At 58.9% G+C, this 25,592-nt stretch carries 21 protein-coding genes and 1 pseudogene; 10 read left to right on the top strand and 12 right to left on the bottom strand.

Annotated features, from left to right (window positions below; genetic code table 11):
• Positions 1 to 6: 6 nt before the first annotated feature.
• The 4 genes from ispA to LOY56_RS23330 form a co-directional block, all read right to left on the bottom strand.
• A complete protein-coding gene (gene ispA / locus LOY56_RS23345; RefSeq protein WP_258617375.1) occupies positions 7 to 894 on the bottom strand; it encodes a (2E,6E)-farnesyl diphosphate synthase in 888 nt (295 codons plus the stop codon).
• Entirely contained in the window at positions 891 to 1,133 is a 243-nt protein-coding gene (locus LOY56_RS23340) for an exodeoxyribonuclease VII small subunit (protein WP_007894317.1), read from the bottom strand. Before LOY56_RS23340 ends, ispA begins: the two co-directional genes overlap by 4 nt.
• Positions 1,134 to 1,256: 123 nt before the next feature.
• Positions 1,257 to 2,402: a Fic family protein gene (locus LOY56_RS23335; RefSeq protein ID WP_258617374.1), complete on the bottom strand. Its 1,146-nt coding sequence runs from the start codon at positions 2,400 to 2,402 to the stop codon at positions 1,257 to 1,259.
• Between the two features lie 160 nt (positions 2,403 to 2,562).
• On the bottom strand, positions 2,563 to 3,450 hold the full coding sequence (locus LOY56_RS23330; protein ID WP_258617372.1) for a LysR family transcriptional regulator: 888 nt from the start codon (positions 3,448 to 3,450) through the stop codon (positions 2,563 to 2,565).
• A 127-nt stretch (positions 3,451 to 3,577) separates the two neighbouring features.
• On the opposite strand from LOY56_RS23330, the gene LOY56_RS23325 reads away from it, so the two are divergent.
• Positions 3,578 to 4,768, top strand: a complete 1,191-nt coding sequence (locus tag LOY56_RS23325) for a serine hydrolase (protein WP_258617371.1) — start codon at positions 3,578 to 3,580, stop codon at positions 4,766 to 4,768.
• 139 nt (positions 4,769 to 4,907) lie between these two features.
• On the top strand, positions 4,908 to 6,092 hold the full coding sequence (locus LOY56_RS23315; protein ID WP_258617369.1) for an MFS transporter: 1,185 nt from the start codon (positions 4,908 to 4,910) through the stop codon (positions 6,090 to 6,092).
• Between the two features lie 130 nt (positions 6,093 to 6,222).
• Here LOY56_RS23315 and LOY56_RS23310 read toward each other — a convergent pair whose 3' ends face one another.
• Genes LOY56_RS23310 through LOY56_RS23300 form a run of 3 tightly spaced genes read right to left on the bottom strand, consistent with a single transcriptional unit; the run spans position 6,223 to position 9,878 of the window.
• Entirely contained in the window at positions 6,223 to 7,443 is a 1,221-nt protein-coding gene (locus tag LOY56_RS23310; RefSeq protein ID WP_258617366.1) for an MFS transporter, read from the bottom strand.
• Complete coding sequence (locus LOY56_RS23305; protein ID WP_258617365.1) at positions 7,440 to 8,564, bottom strand: GNAT family N-acetyltransferase; 1,125 nt, start codon at positions 8,562 to 8,564, stop codon at positions 7,440 to 7,442. The genes LOY56_RS23310 and LOY56_RS23305 overlap by 4 nt, the downstream gene beginning before the upstream one ends.
• Positions 8,565 to 8,579: 15 nt before the next feature.
• Complete coding sequence (locus LOY56_RS23300) at positions 8,580 to 9,878, bottom strand: pyridoxal phosphate-dependent aminotransferase family protein (protein ID WP_258617363.1); 1,299 nt, start codon at positions 9,876 to 9,878, stop codon at positions 8,580 to 8,582.
• A 167-nt stretch (positions 9,879 to 10,045) separates the two neighbouring features.
• On the opposite strand from LOY56_RS23300, the gene LOY56_RS23295 reads away from it, so the two are divergent.
• From LOY56_RS23295 to LOY56_RS23260, 8 genes and pseudogenes are all read left to right on the top strand, one after another.
• The gene (locus LOY56_RS23295) at positions 10,046 to 10,744 is read left to right on the top strand and encodes a response regulator transcription factor (RefSeq protein WP_258617361.1); all 699 of its coding nucleotides are present in this window, start codon (positions 10,046 to 10,048) and stop codon (positions 10,742 to 10,744) included.
• Positions 10,741 to 11,916, top strand: coding sequence for a cell wall metabolism sensor histidine kinase WalK (locus LOY56_RS23290; RefSeq protein ID WP_258617359.1), 1,176 nt, complete (start codon positions 10,741 to 10,743; stop codon positions 11,914 to 11,916). The genes LOY56_RS23295 and LOY56_RS23290 overlap by 4 nt, the downstream gene beginning before the upstream one ends.
• A gap of 147 nt (positions 11,917 to 12,063) precedes the next feature.
• Positions 12,064 to 12,915 carry a MipA/OmpV family protein gene (locus LOY56_RS23285; protein WP_258617356.1) on the top strand — a complete coding sequence of 284 codons (852 nt, stop codon included), beginning with the start codon at positions 12,064 to 12,066 and terminating at the stop codon, positions 12,913 to 12,915.
• A 370-nt stretch (positions 12,916 to 13,285) separates the two neighbouring features.
• Complete coding sequence (locus tag LOY56_RS23280) at positions 13,286 to 14,728, top strand: efflux transporter outer membrane subunit (RefSeq protein WP_258617355.1); 1,443 nt, start codon at positions 13,286 to 13,288, stop codon at positions 14,726 to 14,728.
• Between the two features lie 7 nt (positions 14,729 to 14,735).
• On the top strand, positions 14,736 to 15,809 hold the full coding sequence (locus LOY56_RS23275; RefSeq protein ID WP_258617353.1) for an HlyD family secretion protein: 1,074 nt from the start codon (positions 14,736 to 14,738) through the stop codon (positions 15,807 to 15,809).
• Entirely contained in the window at positions 15,806 to 18,541 is a 2,736-nt protein-coding gene (rbbA, locus tag LOY56_RS23270) for a ribosome-associated ATPase/putative transporter RbbA (RefSeq protein WP_258617352.1), read from the top strand. The genes LOY56_RS23275 and rbbA overlap by 4 nt, the downstream gene beginning before the upstream one ends.
• Position 18,542: 1 nt before the next feature.
• A complete protein-coding gene (locus LOY56_RS23265; protein ID WP_258617350.1) occupies positions 18,543 to 19,676 on the top strand; it encodes an ABC transporter permease in 1,134 nt (377 codons plus the stop codon).
• Between the two features lie 537 nt (positions 19,677 to 20,213).
• A pseudogene (locus tag LOY56_RS23260) lies at positions 20,214 to 21,517 on the top strand (IS4 family transposase).
• A gap of 184 nt (positions 21,518 to 21,701) precedes the next feature.
• Here the strand turns inward: LOY56_RS23260 and LOY56_RS23255 are convergent.
• The 5 genes from LOY56_RS23255 to LOY56_RS23235 form a co-directional block, all read right to left on the bottom strand.
• On the bottom strand, positions 21,702 to 21,959 hold the full coding sequence (locus LOY56_RS23255) for an HAD-IA family hydrolase (RefSeq protein WP_258622850.1): 258 nt from the start codon (positions 21,957 to 21,959) through the stop codon (positions 21,702 to 21,704).
• A 426-nt stretch (positions 21,960 to 22,385) separates the two neighbouring features.
• Positions 22,386 to 23,132 (bottom strand): helix-turn-helix transcriptional regulator, encoded by a 747-nt coding sequence (locus LOY56_RS23250; protein WP_258617348.1) that lies wholly within the window; start codon positions 23,130 to 23,132, stop codon positions 22,386 to 22,388.
• A gap of 231 nt (positions 23,133 to 23,363) precedes the next feature.
• Positions 23,364 to 23,891: an inorganic diphosphatase gene (ppa, locus tag LOY56_RS23245; RefSeq protein WP_007894323.1), complete on the bottom strand. Its 528-nt coding sequence runs from the start codon at positions 23,889 to 23,891 to the stop codon at positions 23,364 to 23,366.
• A 123-nt stretch (positions 23,892 to 24,014) separates the two neighbouring features.
• Positions 24,015 to 24,827: a zinc-dependent peptidase gene (locus tag LOY56_RS23240; protein WP_258617346.1), complete on the bottom strand. Its 813-nt coding sequence runs from the start codon at positions 24,825 to 24,827 to the stop codon at positions 24,015 to 24,017.
• Between the two features lie 6 nt (positions 24,828 to 24,833).
• Entirely contained in the window at positions 24,834 to 25,490 is a 657-nt protein-coding gene (locus LOY56_RS23235; RefSeq protein ID WP_258617345.1) for a DedA family protein, read from the bottom strand.
• Positions 25,491 to 25,592 lie beyond the last annotated feature (102 nt).

Below are 25,592 nucleotides of genomic sequence, written 5' to 3'. Positions count from 1 at the left end.
ACGCCGTCAGCTGCGGCGATCGACGATATACCGGGCCAGATCGCGCAATGGCTCGGCCGCCGCGTCAAACGGTCGCAGCGTGTGCAGCGCCTGGTCGCGCAATTCCAGGGCATAGGCCTTGGCCGCGTCGAGACCGAGCAGGGCCGGGTAGGTCGGCTTGTCCCGGGCGATATCGGCGCCCTGGCGTTTGCCGAGGGTTTCGGTGTCACTTTCAACGTCGAGAATGTCGTCCTGGACCTGAAATGCCAGGCCAATGGCCTGTGCATAACTCTGCAGGGACTTCAGTTCGTCCTTCGCGGCATGACCGCTGGCCAGGGCACCGAGCTTGACGCTGACTTCGATCAGCGCGCCGGTCTTGTGCCGGTGCATGTATTCAAGGGCTTTTTGATCGAGCTTGAGGCCCACCGAACCGAGATCGATGGCTTGGCCGCCGACCATGCCCGCCGGGCCCGCCGCCAATGCCAGGGCGCTGACCATCTGCAGACGGGTTTCGGCGTCGCAATTGCTCAGGCGCGGGTCGAGCAGGGCGCTGAAGGCCAGACTCTGCAAACCGTCACCGGCGAGGATTGCACAGGCTTCATCGAATTTTTTATGCGTAGTCGGCTGGCCGCGACGCAGATCGTCGTCGTCCATGGCCGGCAAATCATCGTGCACCAGCGAATAGGCGTGGATCAGTTCCACCGCGCAAGCCGCACCGTTGGCTTGCTCGGCCTTGCCGCCCAGCGCCTCACACGCGGCGTAGGCCAGCAACGGGCGTACGCGCTTGCCGCCATTCATCACGCTGTAGCGCATGGCTTCGTAGAGGCGGGCGAGTTCAGGGCCGGGCGGATTGAACAGGGTTTCCAGTACCGCATTGACGCGGGCCTGGCTGGTCGCCGAATACGCTGCAATCATTCTGGTTGATCCGCGTCGAAGGGTTCCTCGGCCAACTCGCCATCACGCTCGAGCAGCACTTGAACCTTCTGCTCGGCCTGAGCCAGCGCCGCCTGGCAATCACGGGTCAGCCCGATGCCCTGCTCGAAAGCGGTCAGCGAGTCTTCCAGCGACAATTCGCCGTTCTCCAGACGCTCTACCAGCGTTTGCAGGTCAGCGAGGGATTGTTCGAAATCCAGTGCAGCTTTTTTGCGGGCCATGGCGGCTATTTCCGGTTGACGTTAAACCGGCGCGACACTAGCAGACATAGGGGGTATGGGCAAATGAGCGAGGCGTTTCGGTCAATGGTTTTGGGAGTCAATTCGCCTCTGTGGTGATCATGATTAATGTGTTGAGTCATCGGGATAGCTGATTTGATATCGAGTGCTGCGCCCGCCGCCGGGCAACCGTTTCAGGCAGCCCTTCTCTAGCAGTTCGGCCAGATGACGGGTTGCGGTGGCTTTGGAAACCTTTGCCACTGCCTGGTACTGAGCGGCGCTGATGCCATTATCGAAACCTCGTTCCCCGCCATCGAGCAAGCGATTCAGTACTTTGCTCTGCTCGGCCGACAGTTCGGATTCCCGATGCGCCTGCCAGAAACGCGCCTTGCCCAGCACCGACTCGATCCGCGTCATGGCTTGCTGCAAACTGCGCAACAAGGTTTGCAGGAACCACTCCAGCCACTCGGTGATATCCAGCGTGGCTTTCTGGCTGGTTTCTAGCACTCGGTAATAGCCTGAACGATCATCCAGAATACTCGCCGACATAGCGTAGAAACGGATGGCCTGAGCTTCACCCTGAGCCAGGGCCAGATCAGTGATCGTTCGCGTCAGGCGACCATTGCCATCGTCGAAAGGATGCAACGTCACGAACCAGAAGTGCGCGACGCCGGCCCGCAGCAAAGGGTCGAGGCCAACTTGATTTCGACTGGCTTCAAACCAGGTGAGGAAGGTTTCGAGCTGTCGCTCAAGACCAAGGCGAGGCGACGCTTCGAAGTGAACGGTCGGCCTGTCGAGTCGCCCCGAAACCACTTGCATGGGCTCGTCGCCGCGCAGGGCACCGACACGGATCGACCGGGCGGCGAGATCCATGTCTTGCTCAGGAAACAGCCATTGATGCCAATCCAGCAATCGAACCAATGTCAGTGGCTCAGCGAAATGCCGGGTCGCGTCGAACATCAATTGCGCAAGGCCTTCACTGCGCTGGCTCACCTTTTCGCCATTTGCCAGGTCCAACCCCAACCGTCGCGCCAGAGAAGAGCGTACGGAGCCAACATTTAACTGTTCACCCTCGATAGCGGATGAGGTCACGATGTTCTGCAACAACGCATCCAGTTCGTTTTGCGTGCTCAACGAACTGCCTACCGAACTGGCCATCCCCATCAACCGACCTTGCGCCTGAACGCAGTCGCGCAAAAGTGGCGTCAAGCGCTCGGCTTTCCATTGGAAATTCGGCCAATCAGGCTGCTGCCAGATCCAATGTGGTGTCATGGGGGCGGTACTCTTGGAGTGAGGTGAGCCGATTAGAAATGATATTCGGCTCATGTGATGAGCCGAATATGGCGTCTATTCGGCTCACTGTCCAGCAATCACCCTGTTCTCACCGCTAAACTGGAATCCCCGGGAAAAACCATTAAAAAGCCGGCAGCCCTCATCCGCGCGCGCGCCCGTCACAAATAAAATCAATGAACGCCCGCAGCTTCGGCGTGAGGTGCCGGCTCGATGGCCACACCACCTGTATGTTCAGTGTGCGCTGCACCCGATCGGGCAGAATCGACACCAGTTCACCGTTGTCCAAAGCCTCACGCACCGCGAATTCGGGGACACAGGCGATGCCCAGTCCTTGTCTGGCCATGTGGATCAGCATTTCCAGGTTATTGCAGGCCATCGTCGCCGGCACCTTCACCTCTGTGCCTTGCGCGAGCCCCGACAGCGGCCATTTTTCCAGTTTGCCCGTCGAAGGCAGTTTGTAATGAAGGCAGTGGTGCTCTTGCAGTTGCTCTACATTGGCCGGATAGCCGTTGCTGGCAAAGTAGCTTGGAGCGCCCACCAGGTAGTAGCCGAAGCTGTCCAGTTTCCTTGCCACTAATCGGGAGTCGTGCAACTGGCCGGTGCGCACCACCGCGTCGAAGCCTTCCTCGATCACATCCACCAGCCGATCGGTGAAGTCCAGCTCTAGCTGTATCTCTGGATAACACTGCATGAACCGTGACAGTTGCATGAACAATACGTTGCCGAGCAGCGGCAGGCTGATGCGCAGTTTGCCGCGTGGTGTCTCGCTGGCGCTGGAGAGTTCCTGCTCCGCGGCTTCCAGCTCGTTGAGCACTCTGCGGCAGCGCTCCAGAAACAGCGAGCCCTCGCCGGTCAGATTGATGCTGCGGGTATTGCGATGAAACAGACGCGCGCCGAGTTTCTCTTCCATGCGTGCAATGCTCTTGCCCACTGCCGAGGCGGAGATCCCGAGCAAACGGCCGGCCCCTACAAAACTGCGGCTTTCGGCGGCTTGCACGAACACCGTGATGCCATTGAGCTTATCCAACGCTCACTCCTCTGATTGCGGACAAAAAGGTCCGTGGACCCCGGAAGTGTAACCTCTGTTTCTCCGCAATGGCCGGCTCTACCATCGCCCCAACCAGATAATCCATTCAGCTATTTCGGGGCCAGACATGTCAGTCAACCAACCGCTTCGCCCATTACAGTCTCTTCGCTCGTTCGAGCCCGATCAGTTGGGTTTACGAATCGACGCCGTGCTCGAACAGACGCTGTACGACCAACGCCTGGTCGGCGCCGTGGTGCTGGTGGCTCACCGGGGCACGCTTATCTATCGCCGAGCGGCCGGCCTAGCCGATCGTGAAGCGCAATTGCCGATGCGCGAGGATGCCTTGTTTCGGCTGTCTTCGGTATCCAAGCCGATCGTTTCGGTGGCGGCGCTGGTACTGGTCGCCCAAGGCAAAATCCAGTTGGACGATGACATCAAGCACTGGTTGCCTTACTTCAAACCGACCCTGGGTGACGGCCAGCCCGCGACCATCACTGTGCGTGAGTTGCTGTGTCATACCGCCGGTTTGACTTATGGCTTCCTGGAAAGCGAGCAAGGCGGCCCTTATCGCGATGCCGGGGTGTCCGACGGTATGGAGTGCAGCAGCCTTACGCTGGAAGAAAACCTGCGCCGTCTGAGCCATGCCCCTTTGTTGTACAAACCCGGCAGCGGATGGGGTTATTCGATCGCCACTGATGTACTAGGCGGGTTGATTGCCGCGGTAAACGGCACGTCCCTCGCCGTGGCCATCGACGAGCTGATTTCCCGGCCACTGGCGTTGCGCGATACCGGCTTCAGTGTTTCAGAGGTCAGCCGCCTGAGTCCGGCGTACCTGAACGATCAGCCACAGCCACGGCGCATGAAAGCGCTGGAAGTGATTCCAGTCTTCGAAGGGAATGCTGGCATCAAGCTGGAGCCGGCCCGGGCGCTGGACCCACAGGCTTATAACTCCGGCGGTTCCGGCTTGGTCGGTAGCGCGGGTGAATTTCTTCAGTTGCTCGAAACCTTGCGCAAGGGCGGCGCGCCGTTACTGCCCAAGGCACTGGTCGATGAAATGGGCAGCAACCAGACCGGCGAACTGGAACTGGACAACTGGCCCGGGCGCGGCTTCGGTCTGGGCTTCACGGTACTCAAGGACCCGGCAGCGGCCCAAACCGCCGAGTCGGTTGGCAGTTGGCGGCTGGGCGGAGCCTATGGGCATTCGTGGTTTGTCGACCCGGCAGAGCAACTGACAGTGGTCGCCTTCACCAACACCGCATTCGAAGGCATGTTCGGGCAGTTCACCGTAGACCTTTGCAACGCCGTCTACGGGCAATGACCACACGCCGGTCTCGAAAAGGGGGCGCTAGCCCGATCATTGCGAAAACCTTTGTGTTCGGCCGGATCGTTGCCGCCCACCGTTATCTGGATGCGGGCGAGCAGTTCGGAAAAATCGTGGTCCCGCTGGAGTCTGACTCATGAAAATGCTCCATCCGATCTACTTCCTGGCATTGGGCCTGTTTGGTGTTTACACCATCGAGTTCGGTGTCGTCGGGATTCTTCCGGTGATTATCGAGCGCTTCTCGATCAGTGCGTCGCAGGCGGGCCTGTTGGTTGGGCTGTTCGCACTGATCATTGCAATGTTCGGCCCGATCATGGTGTTGCTGCTTTCGCGCTTCAACCGCAAGAAGGTCCTCACGATTGCCCTGTTCATTTTTGCCGGGACCAGTGTGCTGTCGGCCTATGCACCCAACTTTGAATCGCTGATGGTGCTGCGCATCATCCCGGCGCTGTTCCACCCCGTGTATTTTTCCCTGGCATTTGTTGCGGCTACTTCGCTCTACCCGCCAGGTGAATCAACCCGCGCCGCTGCCAAGGCTTTTGTCGGCACCAGCATGGGTATGGTGCTTGGGGTGCCACTGACGACACTTATCGCTGCACAATTTTCCTACGAAGCCTCGTTTCTGTTTTGCGCTGCGGTCAACTGCATTGCGGGCCTGGGGATCATTGTCAGGCTGCCGGATGCGCCCGGGAAACTCGGTATTTCCTATAAGGAACAGTTGGCAATTCTGCGTAAATTCCCGCTCTGGCTGAACATTGCCGCTTCGACCCTGATTTTCGCCGCGATGTTTTCCGTGTACAGCTACTCGACCGAGTACCTGGCCAAAGAAACTGGCATGAGCGCGCAATTGATCAGTGTTCTGCTGGTGGTCTTCGGTATCGGTGGTGTTGCCGGCAATCTGTATGCCGGCAAACTGATCGGTCAGAACATGGTCAGGACAACGATCCTGCACCCGGTCCTGCTGGCCGCAGCCTATGGGTTGTTGTATCTGTTCGCCAGCCCGTCCGTGATGACAATGCTGTTGATCGTGGTGATCTGGGGCGCGACCCATACCAGCGGGCTGATCGTTACGCAGATATGGTTGACCTCCGAAGCGCCGCACGCGCCGGAGTTCGCCACCGGCATCTACATATCGTTCATCAATCTGGGCGTGACGATTGGTTCTACCACCGGTGGTTGGTTCCTGACACGCATGGGATTGCAGGGCACCCTTTACAGTGGTTTGCTGTTTGCCGCCCTGGCCGTGTTGGTCATCGTGGTAAAAGTTCTGCTTTTCAGTGCGGTGCCGCGCAAGGGAGGCGCGCAAGTCGCAGTAGATTGAGATGCAGGATAGGATTCGCTCCACCTATGGGGCGGCAGCTGCGCAATCGCATTCGCCCGCTGCGTTGGCAGCCGCATGAGGGTGTCCTTCAAAAGAGCGGGCGTCAGTGCTATGCGTGATTAACGGTTTTCTATCCTGGCGCCACCTTTTTCAGGTGAAGCCAGGCTGTACTCACCTTCATCACAATGACCCCCAACAGCAGCAAGCCGGTGAGCGTCATGGCGAGCCCTTCCAGCAAGATGTTTGCCGGTACCTTATCGGCCACGACGCCTGTCAGCATGACCGAAACAAGAAAGGCCGCGCCTGTGCCGGTATCCAGCAATGCAATCACACGGGCATAGAAATCCCCAGCAACCTGTTGATAGATGCGCAACAGGCTCAGGGTAATGACCAGCCCCTCCGCCAGCCCCGTCACAGCCACCAACGGCAATGCCAAACCGAGGCTGTCGACTTGCGATACAACCCAGATAGAGGCACATATCAGGGTCAGACTGATCAACATCCATGCGCCATATTGCTGTACGACACGGGACCATGACGACAAAGCAAGTCCAGCCAACATGCCGACACCATAGGCGCCGAATAGCAACCCGACATCGGCCGGTGGACGTTCCAGCACCTGGACCACATAGACAAGCGCAAGAATCTCAAAACTGCCAAGGGCCAGCATCACCAGCATACTGGCCGTCATGGGCAGTATCAGGCTGGCTCCATAGCGTGAAACCGCCGTGCGCAAATCGCGCCAGATACCTGCTTCATCGGCCTGCTCCCGCTTGGCATGGGGCGAGGGCAACAACACACACAAGACACTGGCGATGAGCAGCAGCACGCCAATTACCACAACCGCCACCACATGCCCGTAGTGACTGGCCAGCACGCCAGCCAACAGCGTACCGATGGCCATCCCTGACATGCGCGCGGCCATGATGATGGCGTTGGCAGCGGGTAGCCGATCAGCCGAAACCAGGCTGGGTAATAAGGCACTGGCACCCGGCACGAAGAACCGGTTGCATGTCGCCGCCAGGGCAGCAATGGCAAGGATAGGGATAAGCTGCCCACGCATCGCCGGCAGCAAGAGTGCCAGGATGATGAACAGACGCGCCACACAGGCCCAGACCAGTACCCGTTTGAGATCGGTGCGATCGGCCACTGCACCGGCCCATGCGCCGAACAGCAGCATCGGGATCAACTCGCAAATGACCAGCAACATGATGTTGAATGCCGACTGGGTCAGATCGAATACCACGATCTGCAGCAGCACGATCAGCATCCAATCCGCCACCGAAATCACCCACTGCAGACCGGTCAAGAGCAAAAGACCGGCGCCATGCTTGTGTAGCAGCCGCTTCACCGCTGGTCTTCCACAGTCAGGTTTTCCAGCGCGAGCTTGTCCTGGTCGTGCTTGAGCACAAATCGATGCAGGAGCATGCGAAGCAGTCGTCCGAGCCACTTGGGATTGGCTTGCATCCAGGCGTAACAGGCTTGCAGGCGACAGCCCATTTCGACTTTTCCCTGCTCGTTGGAAATACCAAAGTTAATGCTGCGCAATCCTTTGCCGATGGCGTGGCGAACGATCTGGTAGCCCATTGCGCGGTGGATGGACAGGCGACTCGTTGCCTCCAGATCCACGCCGCAATAGGTGGACTCCAGATGGTCGCCCAGAACAAAACAGAGGTCGAACGCATCAATACGTCCTTCCTTGCGCAGCAGCAACCACACCGCATGGTCGAGCTGGCTCATTTGCAGAAAGAAATCTTCGGTGACCATGATTTGGTCAGGCGAGTGATGTTTGCGATACAGCTGTAACCATAAGGCGTGCAAGCGCTGCGCTTCATCAATCGACAGTGCCTGACCCTCGCGAATTTCAAGACGGTAGCCTGCCTTTTCAAGCGATCGCATATCACGGCGTATGCTTTTGCGCTTGGAGTGCTGCTCCAGATACTGCTCAAAGTCTGTCCAGGGCAGCTCCAAATGCGCGCAGCTGTAGAGCTTGTCGAGCGCCTGCTTGTGGAGGTAGTCGGATGTCGGAAAATCCCGCCCGACAAACAATCGGATGCCGCGCTTGATTGAAGCCCGCTCCAGCGCAGTCACCAGACCATATCGCAGGCTTATGGAATTCGCAGTGACCGCTAACATCAGCGGCAACCCAGTATTGACCGGCGTTCCCAGGGTCGTGATGCGCAACGACATCCCATATGGCAGATGAATCCGCCATAGGGTGGCTACAGCAGCGCCGACCAGTTCACCGTTTGAAATGGCCAGCGCATAAAGGTACTGGCATTCCAGACCGCTGGCCTCCAGGGCAGCCATATACTCATGGCTGCAAAACTGATGAGGCTTGCACAGTTGATTCCAGGACGTTCGGTCAATCGTCGCAATCGAGTCCTTGATTTCAATATGTTCCGCCGCCCAAGTGGTGTCATTTGTGCAGGCCGGCAAGCCGATCCGCACCACCTGTTCCATGCGTGTCATATGCGACTTCCTGACCTAGTTCGCTGCCGCTAGCATACGCTCGCCCAATCGACTGGATGAGTCATCGCAACCGAGCAGATTTTCCAGACTATGGGCGAACCTCTCGATTTCCGCGTCGGTGTGGTGCCGGTGCAGGATCAGCCGTATCAGTGCCTGATTGGGCTTGACCGCCGGATAGCGGAAGATCGGCACGCAGAAGCCTTGTTGCTCCAACTGCTCCCGAACTTGCTCGGCCTTGCTGTCCTTGCCGATCAACACGGAGGTGATGTAAGACGGTGCGCTATTGAGCTGCAGGCCACTGTCAAGCAATCGCATGCGAAACGCCAAGCTTCTGCGCAGGAAGTCATCCATGATGGAAGGGTCGCGCTTGAGGTGCTCGATGATGGATGCCGCTGCGTCTGCCGTTGGCGGTTGAATGGCTGCAGTGAAGATCGACGTTCCACTCAGTACTTCAAAGGCGTCGATGTACTCCGCTTTGGCGCTGATCGCGCCGCCTTCCAGGCCTACTGATTTCGATAATGAGATCATGATGAAATCGGCGCGGCGAAGGTGCTGGAACTCTTCATAGAAATTGCGCTGCGGCTCGCCATACACCATGAAGCCATTGGCGTCGTCGATATAGCTCAGGGCATTGAATCGTTCACACACATCCAGGATCGTACCGATAGGCGCCACACTCCCATCGGAGGAGTAGACACTTTCGAAAACCACAATGGCCTTTCGATCTCCGATATTTTGCAGAACACGCTCAAGGTCGGCCACATCGTTATGCTTGAACGACAGCAGCGATTCGCCGTACTTAAGGTGCCCGGCTGCTTTCCAGAGACTCCAGTGGCAATCACGGTCAAAGATCAGCACGGCATCGCGGTTGTCAATGCCGCTGCTGGGGGAGAAATTAAACTTCGCCGTCATGGCATTGATGAAGCCAAGGTTGGCCAGCATGCCTGAGGCAAACGTGAGTGTTTTGTCTTTGCCATGATGCTCGCTGAGCAACGTTTCCAATCGGAAATGTGGCTCGCAGACACCCTGCGTCGCCCGCGACCCTCCGGTGGAAAGCCCATAGCGCTTGACCGACTCACAGAACGCATCGAGCACTTGCGGGTCCTGTTGCCAGCCAAGGTAGTTGATCCCCGAGAAATTCACATACGGCAGGCCATTGCGCGTGATACGCGAACCAGACATTCCTTCCATAATGACCGGCTCGCGCAGGAACCCTTCGGACACCGACGACTCAACGAAGCGCTGAAAGCCCCAGCGATCTACATTTGGTGATATTTCCATATGTCCCCCTCCATTCATCCTGATTGCCAGCATTGATAAATCTTGACAAATGACTAAAAATAAGATTGTCGATTCGCTTTCCATTAACAGCAGTTAGTCATCTCAACGATTTGCCACCGCATTCAGAAGCGCAATGATCGTTACACCGCAATATCAAGTAACGATCAACAATCCATCAAGATCGCATGAAGGAGTGACCTGTGAGTTTAGGACGAGTACTGATCGTCGAGGATGATTTCGATGGGGCTGAAGTACTGGAGGCCTATCTTGGCCGGGATGGATTCCAGACGCGACATGCAGCAGATGGTCATAAAGCCCTGGACTACCACGCGCGTTGGCGGCCGGATCTGGTGCTGCTGGACATCATGTTGCCGGGACTCAGCGGCAACGAGGTTTTGACTGCCATTCGCCAACACTCAGCGACCCCAGTCATTATGGTGACCGCTGTTGGGCACGAACCCAGCCGCATCAACTCCCTGCTGTACGGTGCTGATGACTATGTGGTCAAACCCTACAACCCAGGGGAAGTGGTTGCTCGCGTGCATGCGGTGCTGCGGCGTTGGCGTGGGGGTGGCCAGGGTCAGTCGACCTTGCTACGGTATAATCACCTGGTCATTGATTTGAACGCGGCACTGGCGACCATTGAAATCAATGGCACGAGTCAACCCCTGGAGTTGACTCGCACCGAGTTCAATCTACTGTCCATGATGATGGCAGCGCCATCGCGCATGTACACACGTGCCGAGCTGCTCGCCAACTGCCAGCCCGAAAGTGATGCGATGGAGCGAGTGATCGATGCCCACCTGTACAACCTGCGACGCAAGCTGGAACGTGCAGGCATTCACGATGTCGTTCTGACGGTGCGGGGGCTGGGGTATCGCTTCAGCAATCCGGCATGAGCACGGCAAAGAAAGGACTCTCCCGCCAACTCTGGTACTGGATCAGCCTGCGCATGACCGGCCTGGCACTGGCGGCCATACTGGTGGTGGGTGCTGGCATGTGGCTACGCTTCTTCTCGTGGGAAACCAAGCTGCGGAACGCACTGCCCGAGGCCGTGCGCCAGGAACTCAAGGTCCTGGAAGTCGACCATGCCGCCAATGCCGAGCGCCTGCGTGAAATCTATGGGCAATACCTCTATGGCGATTACTTCACGCCAGAGGTCCTCCGGGCGGATCTGCTGTGGTTCAGCGGGTTGGCACTGATTGCGCTCCCCCTGATTATCGGCGGCGGCATCTGGGTCTCGTTGCGCCTGTCGCGCCAACTCAGCGCCGTTGCGATCTCGGCAATGCACATCGCCGGCGGAGACTTCCGGTCACGAGCAGGCAACGTGCGCGATGCACCCGCAGCGCTGCATAGCCTGATGGCCGATTTCAACCACATGGCTGAGCGCCTGGAGCGGCAGGAGCGGGAATTACAGGCATCCAGCGCCGCCATCGCCCACGAGCTGCGCACGCCCCTCACCGCTGCCAAGGGGCGGCTACAGGGTCTGATCGATGGCGTATTCGACGCCTCACCACAACAGTTGGCCATGATCATGCGACAGCTTGATCAGCTCAATCGGCTCATTGATGATCTGTACTTATTGTCGCTGGCCACAGCAGACCAGTTGCAGTTGACGCTCTCAAGCTTTGCGCTCAAGCCCCTGATGGAAGAGCGAGTGGCTTGGGCGGCACCACGCTTGCAACAGCAACCGGTGAACATCGTCCTCGACTGTCCGGACGGTTTGATGTTGATCGCCGATCGCGACCGCTTAGGCCAGGTACTGTCTATCCTGCTCGACAATGCCCTGTGCTACGCAGCATCCGGGGGCTATCTGGCGCTGCGGGCCAGCAAGCGGCAAGACCGGTTGCTGCTCGACGTCGAGGATGCTGGCCCGGGCTTCGCACCGGAGCATATCGAGCGCTCGTGCGACCGCTTCTGGCGTGCCGAACATTCGCGCTCTCGCCATGCAGGTGGCAGCGGGCTGGGGCTGTCGGTGGCAGTAGCTATCTGCCAAGCCCATGGTGGCAAGCTGAGTGTCCATAATCGTGCCGAGGGCGGCGGTCGCATCCATATCGAGTTGCCTGGCTGATTCAAGGCAAAGGCTGCGTCAGCCTGAAAGCGGGCACAGGCAAAACCTGGCCCGCTGTCCTTGACGAAGTCTTCATCGTTTCTTGGCACGACCTTGTATCGAGGGCGGCTCACTACCGGGGTACTAAACCTCAAAGGATGAACCGCCATGAGCAAGCCCGTTTCTCGATACAAACACAAGTGGCACATGACCAGCGCTGTCTCGGTCTTCATTGCCGGCAGCCTCTGCTTGCTAATGCCGCTGAAAAGCCAGGCCCAGCAGCAAGTCGCTGACGTACCCACCAGCTTGTTTGGCGAAAAAACCGAGGTCACGGTGGGACTGGGTGCCGCCTACACCCCCCGCTATCTGGGCGCAAAAGAATCGCGAGACATGCTGGTGCCGACACTGAGTATTTATCGCGGCATTTTCTTTGCCGATTCCGTGCGCGGCCTTGGCGCGGAATACCTGACTCAGAGCGGGTTTTACTCCAGCGTGGCAATCGGCTACGACTTTGGCCGTACTGATGAAGACAGCGATTGGCGTCCTGGCTCCAAGCGACTCCAGGGGATGGGTGAAGTCACAGGCGCGACCACTGCCACGTTTCTGCTGGCACAGGATTTGACCTCCTGGCTGTCGATCAATGGTGAAGCAGAGCTGCGCGTTGCCGGTCATAAGCGTGGTAATCGTTACCGGTTGGGCCTGGAAAGCACCGTACTGGAAACGGCAGGTGATGTGATTACCCTTGGCATGAACGTGCATGCCGGGGATAAGCGCTACAACCAAACCTACTTCGGGGTGAGCGATGCCCAGGCCCAGGCTTCCCGGTTCTCTCGTTTCGATGCCGAGTCCGGCGTCTATGCCTACTCGTTGTCAGCGGACTGGCAACATAATTTCAATAAGCATTGGGCGATGTTGGTCGGGGTGAATGTCATGGAGTTCCGCGAAGAGGCGGACAAAAGTCCTGTGGTGGAAGAAAAAACGGGCGTCACCAGTTTTGCCTCATTGCACTATTCATTCTGAGGCGAATAGACATCCACAGTGCGCGCACGTAGACAGTCCATCCCGGCACGGGGCCCATGGAGCCGGAAACTGATTTGGTTGGCCTGTACCGTGGCGGCAGTCTTGTTATTGGTGGCGGGCGCTTGGCTGCTCATGAGCGAGCCGCCCGTTTCAGTGCTGACACCGCTACAGCCCCCAAAATAATCTCAGACGCTCAAGGCAAGGCTGCGCCGTGGGCGTCTGTTCCGCAGACCGGCACTTTGGCCGCACTTGATGAAATCTTGATAAAACCTTGAAAGACGATTGACGCGTGAAGAGCACACTTCCCTCCATGCCTCCTATGGATCGGAAACTTCACATCATGTCACGACAGTGCAATGCAGCATTTGTGATGGTGCTGCTATCAGGCTGCACTACGCTAATACCGCCGTATACAACACCCAACAACAGCACCTTGCCTGCGCATTACCAGCAAGGGAGCGGTAAAAGATTCGAGGATGCCGCACTGACCTCGGCGGCCGATAAAACCTGGCAGAGCTATTTTCCCGATCCTCATTTACAGGCTCTGATCCGCCAGGCGCTGCTTCACAACCACGACCTGCGCAGTGCCGCTTTGCGGGTTCGGCAAGCACAGGCTGCCTACCGCATCGAGCGCAGCTCCCTGACGCCCACTGTTGCCCTGGGAGTCGATGCGCAACGCACGCGCACGCCTGCGGATCTGTCGAAAACCGATCAGATCTTGACTGGCAACGAATTCAAGGCAGGTGTGGGTATCAGCAGTTGGGAGATCGACTTCTGGGGGCGTATCGCCAGCCTGAACGAAGAAGCCTTGCAGCAATTCCTGGCGACCCAGGCCGGGCATCGGGCAGTGACGATCAGCCTGGTGGCGCAGGTGGCCGACGCCTGGATTGGCCTCCACGAGCTGGATGAGCGCCTGCGCCTGGCTAACGCCGCTCAGGCCAACCAGAGCGAATCGCTGCGCATCTTCACACATCGGTTTGAGATGGGGTCAGTGACCAAGCTGGAACTGACCCAGGTGCAGACGCTGCTGACCCAGGCCGAGGCATTGGCGCTGCAACTGCAACAGCAACGCGACCTGCAATGCAATGCAGTGAATCTGCTGGTCGGACAGGTTGACCTCGTCGATGCCAACTACAGGCCTGTCGCCGATCAGACCCTGGTCCAGCCCCTGGATGCCGGCCTGCCATCCGACCTGCTGATCAACCGCCCGGACATCGTCGCGGCAGAGCATCGCCTGCGTGCCGCCAACGCCCATATCGGCGCGGCCCGCGCGGCCTTCTTCCCGCGCATCAGCTTGACCGCTTTCGGCGGCCTGGCCAGCGCAGAACTGAGCGACTTGTTCAACGCAAGCAGCCGTGCCTGGAACTTCGCACCAAGCCTGTCGTTGCCGGTCTTCGATGGGGGACTGAACCAGGCCAACCTGGATTTGGCGAATGTGCGCAAACACCTTGCCGTCGTTGAGTACGAGCAAATCATCCAGAGCGCCTTTCGCGACGTAGCGGATGCCCTGGCCAGCCAGCACTGGCTGCAACAGCAATTATCAGTGCAGCAGCAAGCCGTCGAGATCCAGGAAGAACGCAGTCGGCTGGCGCGTCTGAGCCATGACCGTGGCCGGTCCAGTTTCCTGGAGGTGCTTGACGCCGAACGTGATCGTCTGCAGACCCAGCAACAAGTGGTACAAGCGCAACACGCACTGCTACGCAACCGGGTGGTGCTGTATGCCGCACTGGGTGGCGGCTCACGGCATGTGCCGAGCGCCCCGTTACTCGATCAGCCGCCATCCATCCTGTTTTCAGATATCGCAGAGGAATAACCCAGCCATGAGCGCCCCCATCAAGAAGAAAATCACCGCAGTTGCCATCGTGGCGGCCATTGCCGGTGCAGCCTGGATCGGCTGGGACTGGTTCGATCAACGCGCCATGCCGGACGGTCTGATGGTCAGCAATGGACGCATTGAAGCCACGGAGGTGGACGTGGCCGCCAAATTTGGCGGTCGCGTCGCGCAGATCCTGGCCGATGAAGGTGACGAGGTGCAGGCTGGGCAGGTGTTGGCACACATGTATATCGATTCGCTGCTGGCCCAGATGCGCGAGGCCCAGGCGCAATTGCAACGGGCAGAACATGCCGTGAAGGCCACTCAGGCGCAGGCGAACATGCGCCGCAGCGAGCAGGCGGCCGCCGAGGCTGTCGTGGTTCAGCGCCATACGGAACTGAATGCCGCCCAGCGTCGACTGGTGCGCACCGAGGTATTGGTCAAGGACGGCGCCACAACAGGCCAGGAGTGGGACGATGACCGCGCCAGCGTGGCGAATACCGGGGCCGCGCTCAATGCCGCGCGCGCGCAGGCTAACGCCGCCAGATCGGCCATCGAAGCCACCGACGCCGAAGTCACCGGCGCAACATCGACCGTCGCTGCAGCGCAGGCCACGGTCGAGCGCATCCAGTCCGAGTTGGACGACAGCACTCTCAAGGCCCCGCGCACTGGCCGCGTGCAGTATCGCCTGGCCCAGCCCGGCGAAATGCTCGGCGATGGCGGCAAGGTGCTTAACCTGATCGACCTGTCAGATGTCTACATGAGCTTCTTCTTGCCCACCGAAGCCGCCGGGCAAGTGGCCCTGGGCAGTGAAGTGCGCATCGTGCTGGACACCGCGCCGCACTTGCCGATACCAGCCAAGGTCACCTTTGTCTCGCGCCAGGCCCAGTTCACCCCCAAATTCGTGGAGACCGCCAATGAGCGGCAGAAGCTGATGTTCCGGGTCAAGGCTCGGATCGACAAAGCATTGCTGCGCAAGTACCAGGATTACGTAAAGTCCGGCCTGCCCGGCGTTGCCTGGATCAGGACCGATCCACAGGCCCAATGGCCTGAAGCCTTACAGCTTAGGGACTTGCCATGAACAGCCACGCTGAACCCGTGGTTCGCTTGCGGGACGTAAGCCTGCATTACGGCAAGACCCAGGCGCTGGCGGGCATCACCCAGGACATCCCTGGCGGTTGCATGGTAGGGCTGATCGGCCCGGATGGCGTAGGCAAGTCCAGTCTGCTGTCGTTGCTCTCCGGCGCGCGTCGGGTACAGCAAGGCACAGTAGAGGTGCTGGGCGCCGACATCGCCAGCAAGGCCCACCGTGACCAGATCTGCCCGCGTATTGCCTACATGCCCCAAGGCTTGGGCAAGAACCTGTACCCCACACTGTCAGTGGAGGAAAACCTGCAGTTCATCGCACGGTTGTTCAGTCAAAACGCCAGCGAACGGCGCCGACGCATCGACGATTTGACCCATAGCACCGGCATGTATCCATTTCTTGCGCGACCCGCCGGGAAGCTTTCGGGAGGCATGAAGCAGAAACTTAGCCTGTGCTGCGCTCTGATCCATGATCCCGACCTGCTGATCCTCGACGAACCCACTACGGGTGTCGATCCGCTGGCGCGCGCGCAGTTCTGGGAACTGATCGCCCGTATCCGTCGCCAGCGAGTCGGCATGAGCGTGATCGTCGCCACCGCCTACATGGATGAAGCACAAGGCTTTGACTGGCTGGCAGTCATGGACGAAGGTCGGGTGCGGGCCACCGGCACGCCTGCCGAACTGCTGGCACGCACCAATTGCGATTCGTTGGAGTCGGCCTTCATCAGTTTGTTGCCGGACGAGAAAAAGCAAGACCACGAGCCTGTGGTCATTCCTCCCTTGCAGACCGACCCGGACGATATCGCCATCCAAGCCCAGGGACTGACAATGCGCTTTGGCGACTTCACGGCCGTGGATCACGTGAGCTTTCGCATCCGTCGCGGAGAAATCTTCGGGTTTCTCGGCTCCAACGGCTGCGGCAAGAGCACCACGATGAAAATGCTCACCGGCCTGCTACCCGCCAGCGAAGGCCGTGCCTGGCTGTTCGGCAAGGAGATCGACTCTCACGACCTTGCCACACGCAGTCGCGTAGGCTACATGTCGCAATCGTTCTCGCTCTATAACGAATTGACGGTAAAGCAGAACCTGGTCCTGCATGCCAAGCTATTCCATGTGCCCGCCACAGAGATCGACGCTCGCGTGCAGCAAATGGCCGGGCGTTTTGAATTGCTGGACGTCATGGATAGCCTGCCGCCCAGCATCCCCATGGGCATGCGCCAGCGCCTATCGCTGGCCGTGGCGATGGTTCACAAGCCCGAACTGCTTATTCTGGACGAGCCGACTTCGGGCGTCGATCCGGTGGCGCGCGACAAGTTCTGGCGCTTGTTGGTGCAACTGTCGCGGCGCGACCACGTGACCATCTTCATCTCCACCCACTTCATGAACGAGGCCGAGCGCTGCGACCGCATGTCGATGATGCATGCGGGCAAGGTGCTCGACAGTGATGCACCGATGCAGTTGGTGGAAAAACGCGGTGCCGCCAGCCTGGAAGAGGCTTTTATCGGTTATCTGATCGAGGCCGATAACAATACCGCGCATGTGCCGGATGAGAGCGCTCCCACACAGCACGGCACGGCCACAACAGCACCCGAACAGGCTCAGTCTTTCAGCCTGCAGCGTCTACTCAGCTACGCCTGGCGCGAGTCGCTGGAACTGCGGCGCGATCCGGTACGCGCCACACTGGCGCTACTGGGATCGCTGCTGCTGATGTTTGTTATCGGCTATGGCATCAGCACCGACGTCAATGACCTGCGCTACGCCGTGCTTGACCGTGATCAGACCGGCCTGAGCCATGACTACACCCTGGCGCTCTCCGGTTCGCCGTATTTTCTTGAGCGCCCGCCGTTGCACAGTTACGCAGAGCTGGACCGACGCATGCAGACCGGCGAACTGAGTCTGGTCATCGAGATCCCGTCCGGCTTTGCCCGCGACACCACGCTGGGGCGCAACGCCCAGGTCGGTGCCTGGATCAACGGCGCCATGCCCAGCCGCGCCGAAACCGTGCAAGGCTATGTGCAGGGCATGCACCTGCTCTGGCTGACGCAAAAATCCCAGCAATTGAACGGCGAAACCTACACCAACCCGGTCGAAGTGCAGACGCGCTTTCGCTACAACCCGGACATCAAGAGCCTGCCCGCCATCGTCCCGGCGGTGGTGCCATTGCTGCTGTTGATGCTGCCGGCGATGCTGACCGCGCTAGCCGTGGTGCGCGAGAAGGAACTGGGCGCGATCATCAACTTCTACGTCACCCCTGTCACCCGCACCGAGTTCCTGCTTGGCAAGCAACTGCCCTATGTGGCGCTGGGAATGCTGAACTTCCTGTTGATGAGCGTGATGGCGGTGACCGTACTGGATGTGCCCATGAAGGGCAGCTTTGCCACCCTGGCGCTGGCCACCCTGGTGTTTCTGGTGATCTCCACCAGCATGGGGCTGGTCGCATCGGCCGTCACACGCAGTCAGATCGCCGCGATGTTCGCCGCGCTGATCGGCACGCTGGTGCCTGCCACCCAGTTCGCCGGGCTGACTACACCCGTTTCCTCGTTGGAGGGCATTGGCAAGCTGATCGGCGAAGCCTACCCAGCCACCCATATGTTTCTCATCAGCCGTGGCGTATTCGCGAAGGCTTTGGGGCTGGCTGATCTGCAGCAGTCCTTCATTGCCTTGTTGGTGGCCGTACCGCTGGTGATGGGTCTGTCGATTGCGATGCTGCACAAACAGGAGCGCTGAGATGAAACGCACTTTTTCCAACATCTGGCAACTGAGCGTCAAGGAGCTTCGCAGCCTGTGGCGCGATCCGGTCATGCTGCTGCTGATCGTCTTCAGCTTCACGGCGATGGTCTACACGGCCGCCTCGGCCATTCCAGACACCCTGAACAACGCACCGATCGCCTTCGTCGACGAAGATGATTCGCCCCTGTCGCAGCGCATCGCCACCGCTTTCTACCCACCTCAGTTCACGCAACCAGAGCACATCAGTGTTGCCGAGATGGACGCCGGTCTGGACTCCGGCCGCTATACCTTCGTGCTGCACATGCCGCCCAACCTGCAGCGCGATGTTCTGGCGGGTCGTCCCGCGCAGGTGCAGCTCAACGTCGATGCCACACGCATGGATCAAGCCTTCAGCGGCAGCGCCTATGTCGAGCAGATCGTCACCGATGAGGTCCAGACCTTCGTGCAGCGTTATCGCGGCAATTCGGCCCTGTCGGTGGAACTGGCGCTGCGCGCACGCTTCAACCCGGCGTTGGACAAGACTTGGTTCAGCAGCCTGCTGCAGATCATCGACAACATCACCATGCTGGCGATCATTCTGACCGGAGCCGCGCTGATCCGCGAACGCGAGCACGGCACTATCGAACACCTGCTGGTGATGCCGGTCACCCCCACGCAGATCATGCTGGCCAAGGTCTTGGCGATGGGCACGGTGGTGCTGGTGGCGGCGGCGTTGTCGTTGCAGTTCGTGGTACGCGGGTTGCTCGCCGTACCCATCGAAGGCTCGGTCTGGCTGTTCCTGGTCGGCGCCGCGCTGAGCTTATTCGCCAACACCGCCCTGGGCATCTATCTCGCCACCGTGGCCCGCAGCATGCCGCAGTTCGGCCTGTTGCTGATGCTGGTGCTGTTGCCGTTGATCCTGCTCTCCGGCGGCGCCACTCCGCGCGAAAGCATGCCCACGCTGGTGCAGTACCTGATGCTGGCCGCGCCCACCACCCACTTGGTGCAGTTGGGAGAAGGCGTGCTGTACCGCGGCGCGGGGCTGGACGTCGTGTGGGTTCAACTTCTTGCGCTACTACTCATCGGCAGCGTGCTGTTCGCACTTTCGTTGCAGCGTTTTCGCCGGATGCTTGCGCAGATGGATGGAGGCTGATTGATGCCTGGCCCTTCATGGCGCCAATGTGTCATTGCTGGAGATTTAAGCGGCTAGCTCGGCATCCTACGCAATGCCTGCGTTCGGCCTGCTGGAAGGGGCAGGAAGATCAAGAGCCAAAGCGCGTTTTACGCGCTTCTTGTAGCCGCTGCCGAAGGCTGCGAACGGGCTGCGCGGTATTCCGACGAGGCGTACGCCAAACCTGGCGACGCGGTACATCAGGAACATTGGGGAGGCAGGTTTAGCGTCTCCTTCGGAGTCGTACGCAGCCTTCGGCAGCGGCTACAGGGACCGCGAAAGGTGCCGTAGAAGTGATCTTACAAGGGCATGCCGAGCCTAGGCGAGGCACCGAGTGGAGGGGCAAAGCCCTTTGGTTACTTTGGAGTGGCCGGCATTCCGAGCTCCAAAGTGACTCGCTGTAAAAGCCAGCCCTTTCAGGGTCTTCGTTTAAACTCCCCCAAAACTCTAGTCAGGGTGACGAAAACGATGTGGGCAGAAGTTCTAGCGCGGTTTGAAAAAAAGGCACCGGCCAGTGTCATGGTCAAGTTGGCACTGGAGCACACCATTCCTGCTGAGTGGGTGGATCAGGTATTTGAAGAGCATCGTCAACGCCAGTACCCGCGTGAGCTTTTGTTTTCGACCATCGTTGAGCTGATGTCCCTTGTTTCATTGGGTCTACGGCCTTCCTTACATGCCGCTGCGCGCCAGATGGATGCTCTACCGGTTACCTTGGCGGCGTTCTATGACAAGGTCAGCCGTACCGAACCGGCATTGCTGCGAGCCTTGGTCACCGGTAGTGCAGAGCGCCTGGCTCCGACGATAAAAGAGTTGGGCTGTTCAGCCATTTTGCCCGGCTGGCAGTTGCGCATCGTTGACGGTAATCACCTGCCGTCTACCGAAAAACGCTTGGGGGCTTTGCGGCGTGAACGAGGCGCGGCTCGGCCGGGGTTTCGGTGGTGGTTTACGATCCTGACCTGGATCAGGTCGTTGACTTGCAGCCTTGCGAGGATGCCTACGCCAGTGAGCGCGTCAGCGTGCTGCCGTTGTTAGCCCGGGCCAGTGCGGGACAGCTGTGGATGGCCGATCGGCTTTATTGCACGCTGCCCGTCATGCAGGTCTGCGAGGAAACGGGCGCTTCGTTCATTATTCGCCAGCAAAGCAAGCATCCACGGCTGATTTGGGAAAGCGACTGGCAAGAACCGGTGCCTGTCGACGCCGGAACAGTACGCGAACAAATTATCGAACTCAAAGGCGGCCACCGCTGGCGCCGAGTTGAACTGAGCCTGCAAACACCTACCGAATCAGGCGACTGCGTGATGTGGTTCTGGAGCAACTTGCCCGACACCATCAGCGCTGAGCAAATCGCCGATTTATACCGTCGTCGCTGGAGTATCGAAGGGATGTTCCAGCGTCTTGAATCGGTGCTGGACAGTGAAATCGAAAGCCTCGGCTCTCCCCGGGCGGCCTTGCTGGGTTTTGCCTCGGCGATCTTGGCCTACAACGTTCTGGCGGTTCTCAAGCGGAGTGTGGAGCAGGCTCACCGCGAGACGCAGCCTGAAAGTTGGGACGCTTCGACCTTCCATCTGGCGGTGCAAGTGCGTAGCGGTTATGAGGGCATGCAGATCGCGTTGCCCTCGGATTACCTGTCATTTCAATCAACCTCAGAAACGCTGGCAAAGCGGCTGTTGGCACTGGCCAGGAACATCAAGCTCAAGCAGGTCGCCAAAAGCATACGCGGTCCCAAAATCGCCAAGCCCAAGGAATGGCTGGAGGGAAAGGCTGCCAATGCTCATGTGTCGACCGACCGGGTGCTTAAGGCCCATAAAGGGAAGACACCTTGAAAGGGCTGGCTGTAAGAGCGAAACCGTCAGTAGCCGCAACCGCAACAACGGATATGTACCCCCAAAAAACCTCAGATTTCACGACCGCTGCGCGCCCGAGCGGGAGCAATCTCCCAGGCACACAGGGCTTATCTATTGCCATGAATGATTTCACTTTTACAGCACAGGGACGGATCCATATCCCCTAGTCAAATCTCAACCCCAACGCCCCCAACTGCCGCCGCGTCTCTCCCGCCGACACATGATGAATCGCCTGCCACCCCAACTCCATGGCCGCCACAATATTCGGCGCATGATCATCGATAAACACCAACTCCTGCGGCGCAACCTCCGGCAGATGGGCGCGAATGCGCCGCAAGGCCGTGTGATAAATTGGGGCATCCGGTTTGTAGTGGTCTAATGAAACCGGACACCCATTTATCCCCCCATCACATCGCCGGATGAGGTTAGGTGGCGTTAAACACCATTGGACAGAGAAATGCCTTATGGCCCCTGAATAGAGAGGCTATCAGTTGATTTCTCAGAATGGATAGGATTATTTCGGACAATTAAAAAGCCGGCTTGTGGCCGGCTTCTCGGGGACTGGCTTGATTTATTTTTGGTAAACCGCGCCAGCCTTCAAAACGTACACCCGGATCTTGCGTCCGGCTGTGGGACTTGGCGAGAAAGTCATCTGCCTTGTCGGTGCGATCTGAGCCTGAAGAAGGGTCGATGCGCAAATGTGGGGCGCAGCATACTGATTTTTTTGAGGAATTCCCAGCTTGGCGTGCGGAGTAGAGCGATTGTGCTGAGGTGTAGCAGCTGCCGAAGGTTGTGTTCGACCGCCGCACCGCTCGCTCCTACACAGGGGCAAGCCCCCCGCCATGGCTTACAGGAAGGGCACGGACGGCCGACGTTTGTTGAGCGTCGACCACCAGAATACCCATCCCAATACTCTGATGTTTTGCTTGTCGATCTGCTCGGCATTGAAGATCTCATCTGGATATTCGGTTTTGTTATAGCTGCGCAATCGCAACGCATTCCCCGGCATTCGATGCAGGTATTTGATCCGCAACATGCCGTCATGCTCTATCGCATAAATCTCCCCATCGATCACCTGGGTCAACCCGCGGTCGATCGCGAGCGTCGAACCGTCTTCAATCTTTTCGGCCATGCTGTTGCCGATCATGTGGATGCAGATGGCATCAGCGTGATTGATTTCCAGGGAGTCGAGGTGGGTGCGGGGCAGGCGGATGGATTGGCTGAGGTCTTCGACGACGTGGGTTCTGTTGGAGCCTGGCGCGGTGGCTGCTTCTTTGTAGAAGGACAGCTCGACGTCAATGGGCTCGATCACGGTGTAGATGCCGCGAATGGCCTGAGCGTCGAAGGTGTTGCCGGACTCGTCGAGCACACGCAGGCGCGAGGACTCTTTCGGGCCTTCACCGGTTTTCAGCCAGTCGCTATTTACAGACAGTAGTCTGGCGACTTCTTCCATGCGGTAGGCGGGCACACCTCGGGTGTACCAGTTATGGATATTTTGCGGCTCCGTGTCGAAGAAAGCGGCAAATCCTGTCGTTGTGATTTTCGCTGCTTCGAGCAGCGCTTTAAACCGTGGGCCGCTAGTGTTCTTTTTCATAAACACGAGTTTACGGGCGCAGGCTGGGGGTTTGAATAAACGACCCGTTCAAAATTCGAGGGAAATTTGAGACCGGATGTAAGACGCTTTTTGTAAGAATTAAACAAGCAAAAACCCGAGCCAAGAAGCTGCAAACGCACTGTTAAAGGCGTATTTCCAGGCGCCCATAAAAAACCCCGGATCAACCGGGGTTCTTTTTGAAGCTGGCAGCTAGAAGCTTATCGCAGCGACTCAGCCTTTATAGGCAGCAACCGACTTGGTGATCGCGTCGCGGGCGGCATCTGCGCCGGCCCAGCCTTCGATCTTCACCCATTTGCCTTTTTCGAGATCTTTGTAGTTCGCGAAGAAGTGCTCGATCTGCTGAATCAGCAGCGCAGGCAAATCGGTGTATTCCTTCACATCGACGTACAGCTGGGACAGCTTGTCGTGTGGAACCGCGATCACTTTGGCATCGCCGCCGCCGTCGTCGGTCATGTTCAGGATGCCGACTGGACGCGCGCGGATTACCGAACCTGGAGCCACCGGGTAAGGGGTCACGACCAGCACGTCGAGGGGGTCGCCGTCGTCGGCCAGGGTGTTCGGGATGTAACCGTAGTTGGCCGGGTAGAACATCGGGGTGGCCATGAAACGGTCAACGAACAGGCAGTCGCTGTCTTTGTCGATTTCGTATTTGATCGGCGCGTGGTTGGCCGGGATCTCGATCGCGACGTAGATGTCGTTCGGCAGGTCTTTGCCAGCCGGAATCTTGCTGTAGCTCATTGGGCGGTGCCCCCGTTAGTTGACCAAAAACACTTGGCCGGATTGACCAAAAAGTGGCGGCGATTATAGGCCTATTCCGCCGCCGTTGCCATGCGCCAGAGGTCGTAGAGACCCAGGTGCCCGCTAGTCGTGTGCCTGATAGACCGGGTTCTCGGCCAGAAGTTGCCGCAGACGTGCCAGTGGATCCTGCCGATAAAACAGCTTCAATTGCTCATAGACTTGTGGATAAGCGTCATGTAGCAAATCCGGGGCGCTGAAGAAATATTCGCTGGTGACGGCGAAGAATTCGGCGGGGTTTTCCGCTGCGTATGGGTCGATGGCGGTTTGCGCGTCAGGGTTGCGATCCAATTGCCGATCGAGGTCGTCATAGGCCTCTTGCATGACTCTTGCCCAATCACTGACGCGCATATCGGCATGCAGCGGCGGCAGGCCATTGGCGTCGCCGTTGAGCATGTCGAGCTTGTGCGCGAGTTCGTGGATGACAAGGTTGTAGCCTTCCCAGCCACCGCTGGCCATCACGCCGGGCCAGGCAAGGATGACCGGGCCTTGCTGCCAGGCTTCGCCGCTGTGTTCGCCGTCCCATTGGTGCTCGACGCCGCTGGCATCGCGATGGCGCTGCGGGCTGAGGAAGTCGTCGGGATAGAGGATGATTTCGTGAAAGCCCTGATACCAGTTCAGATCACCCAGATGCAGCAACGGCAATTGGGCCTGGGCGGCGAGCAGCAGGCGTTGCTCCAGGTGGAGTTCGACGCCGGGCAGGGCGGTCAGGTGTTTGTCTTGCAGGAACAGCACGCAGGCTTCGCGCAGCCACTGGTCTTCGGTTGCGCTGAGGCCATCGAGAAAACTCAAGTGATGGCGCACCCGTTGCCACATGTCGTCGGCAATCGGATGCCTGGCCAGGGTGCGCTGGCGTCGCCAGGCGCTAAGGGACCACATCGTGAGTCAGCGGGGTTCGGCTTTGGACGCAGCATGACCGAGGCGGCTGCGGATCACGCTGATGATCATCGGCAGCAGCGACAGCAGGATGATGCCCACTACCAGCAGCGACAGGTTTTTCTTGATGAACGGTACGTTGCCGAAGAAGTAACCGAGGGTGACCAGGCCACCCACCCAGAGAATGGTGCCGAGGACGCTGAAGGCAAAGAATCGTGGGTAAGGCATTTTGCCAATGCCTGCGACGAAGGGGGCAAAGGTACGGATGATTGGCATGAAGCGCGCCAGGGTCACGGTTTTGCCGCCGTGCTTGTCGTAGAAGTCGTGAGTCTGTTGCAGGTAGTCGCGGCGGAAAATTTTCGAGTTCGGGTTGCGAAACAACCGTTCGCCAACGGTGCGGCCGATCACGTAGTTGGTGCTGTCACCGAGAATCGCCGCCAGCATCAGCAGGCCGCCCAGCAGCACCGGGTCCATGCCGCCGCCGGCCGCCACGGCGCCGGCGATGAACAGCAGAGAATCGCCCGGCAGGAATGGCGTCACCACCAGACCGGTTTCGCAGAAGATCACCAGAAACAGAATGGCGTAAATCCATGCCCCATAGTTAGTCACCAGCAGGTCGAGGTAAACATCGAGATGCAGGATAAGGTCGATCGGGTTGAAATCCATGGAAAGCACCTGTGGTGATGGCCCGACTCGGCGGGCCTGTGCGGTTGGCTTCGCGTAAGACTACAGCCAAGTGTGATTTTTCTTACGAGCCGGAAGAATGGG

It is taken from the genome of Pseudomonas sp. B21-048 (assembly GCF_024748615.1).
GTDB lineage: Bacteria > Pseudomonadota > Gammaproteobacteria > Pseudomonadales > Pseudomonadaceae > Aquipseudomonas.
The sequence above is the reverse complement of the archived record's forward strand: the minus strand, read 5'-3'. Positions and strand labels throughout refer to the sequence as shown.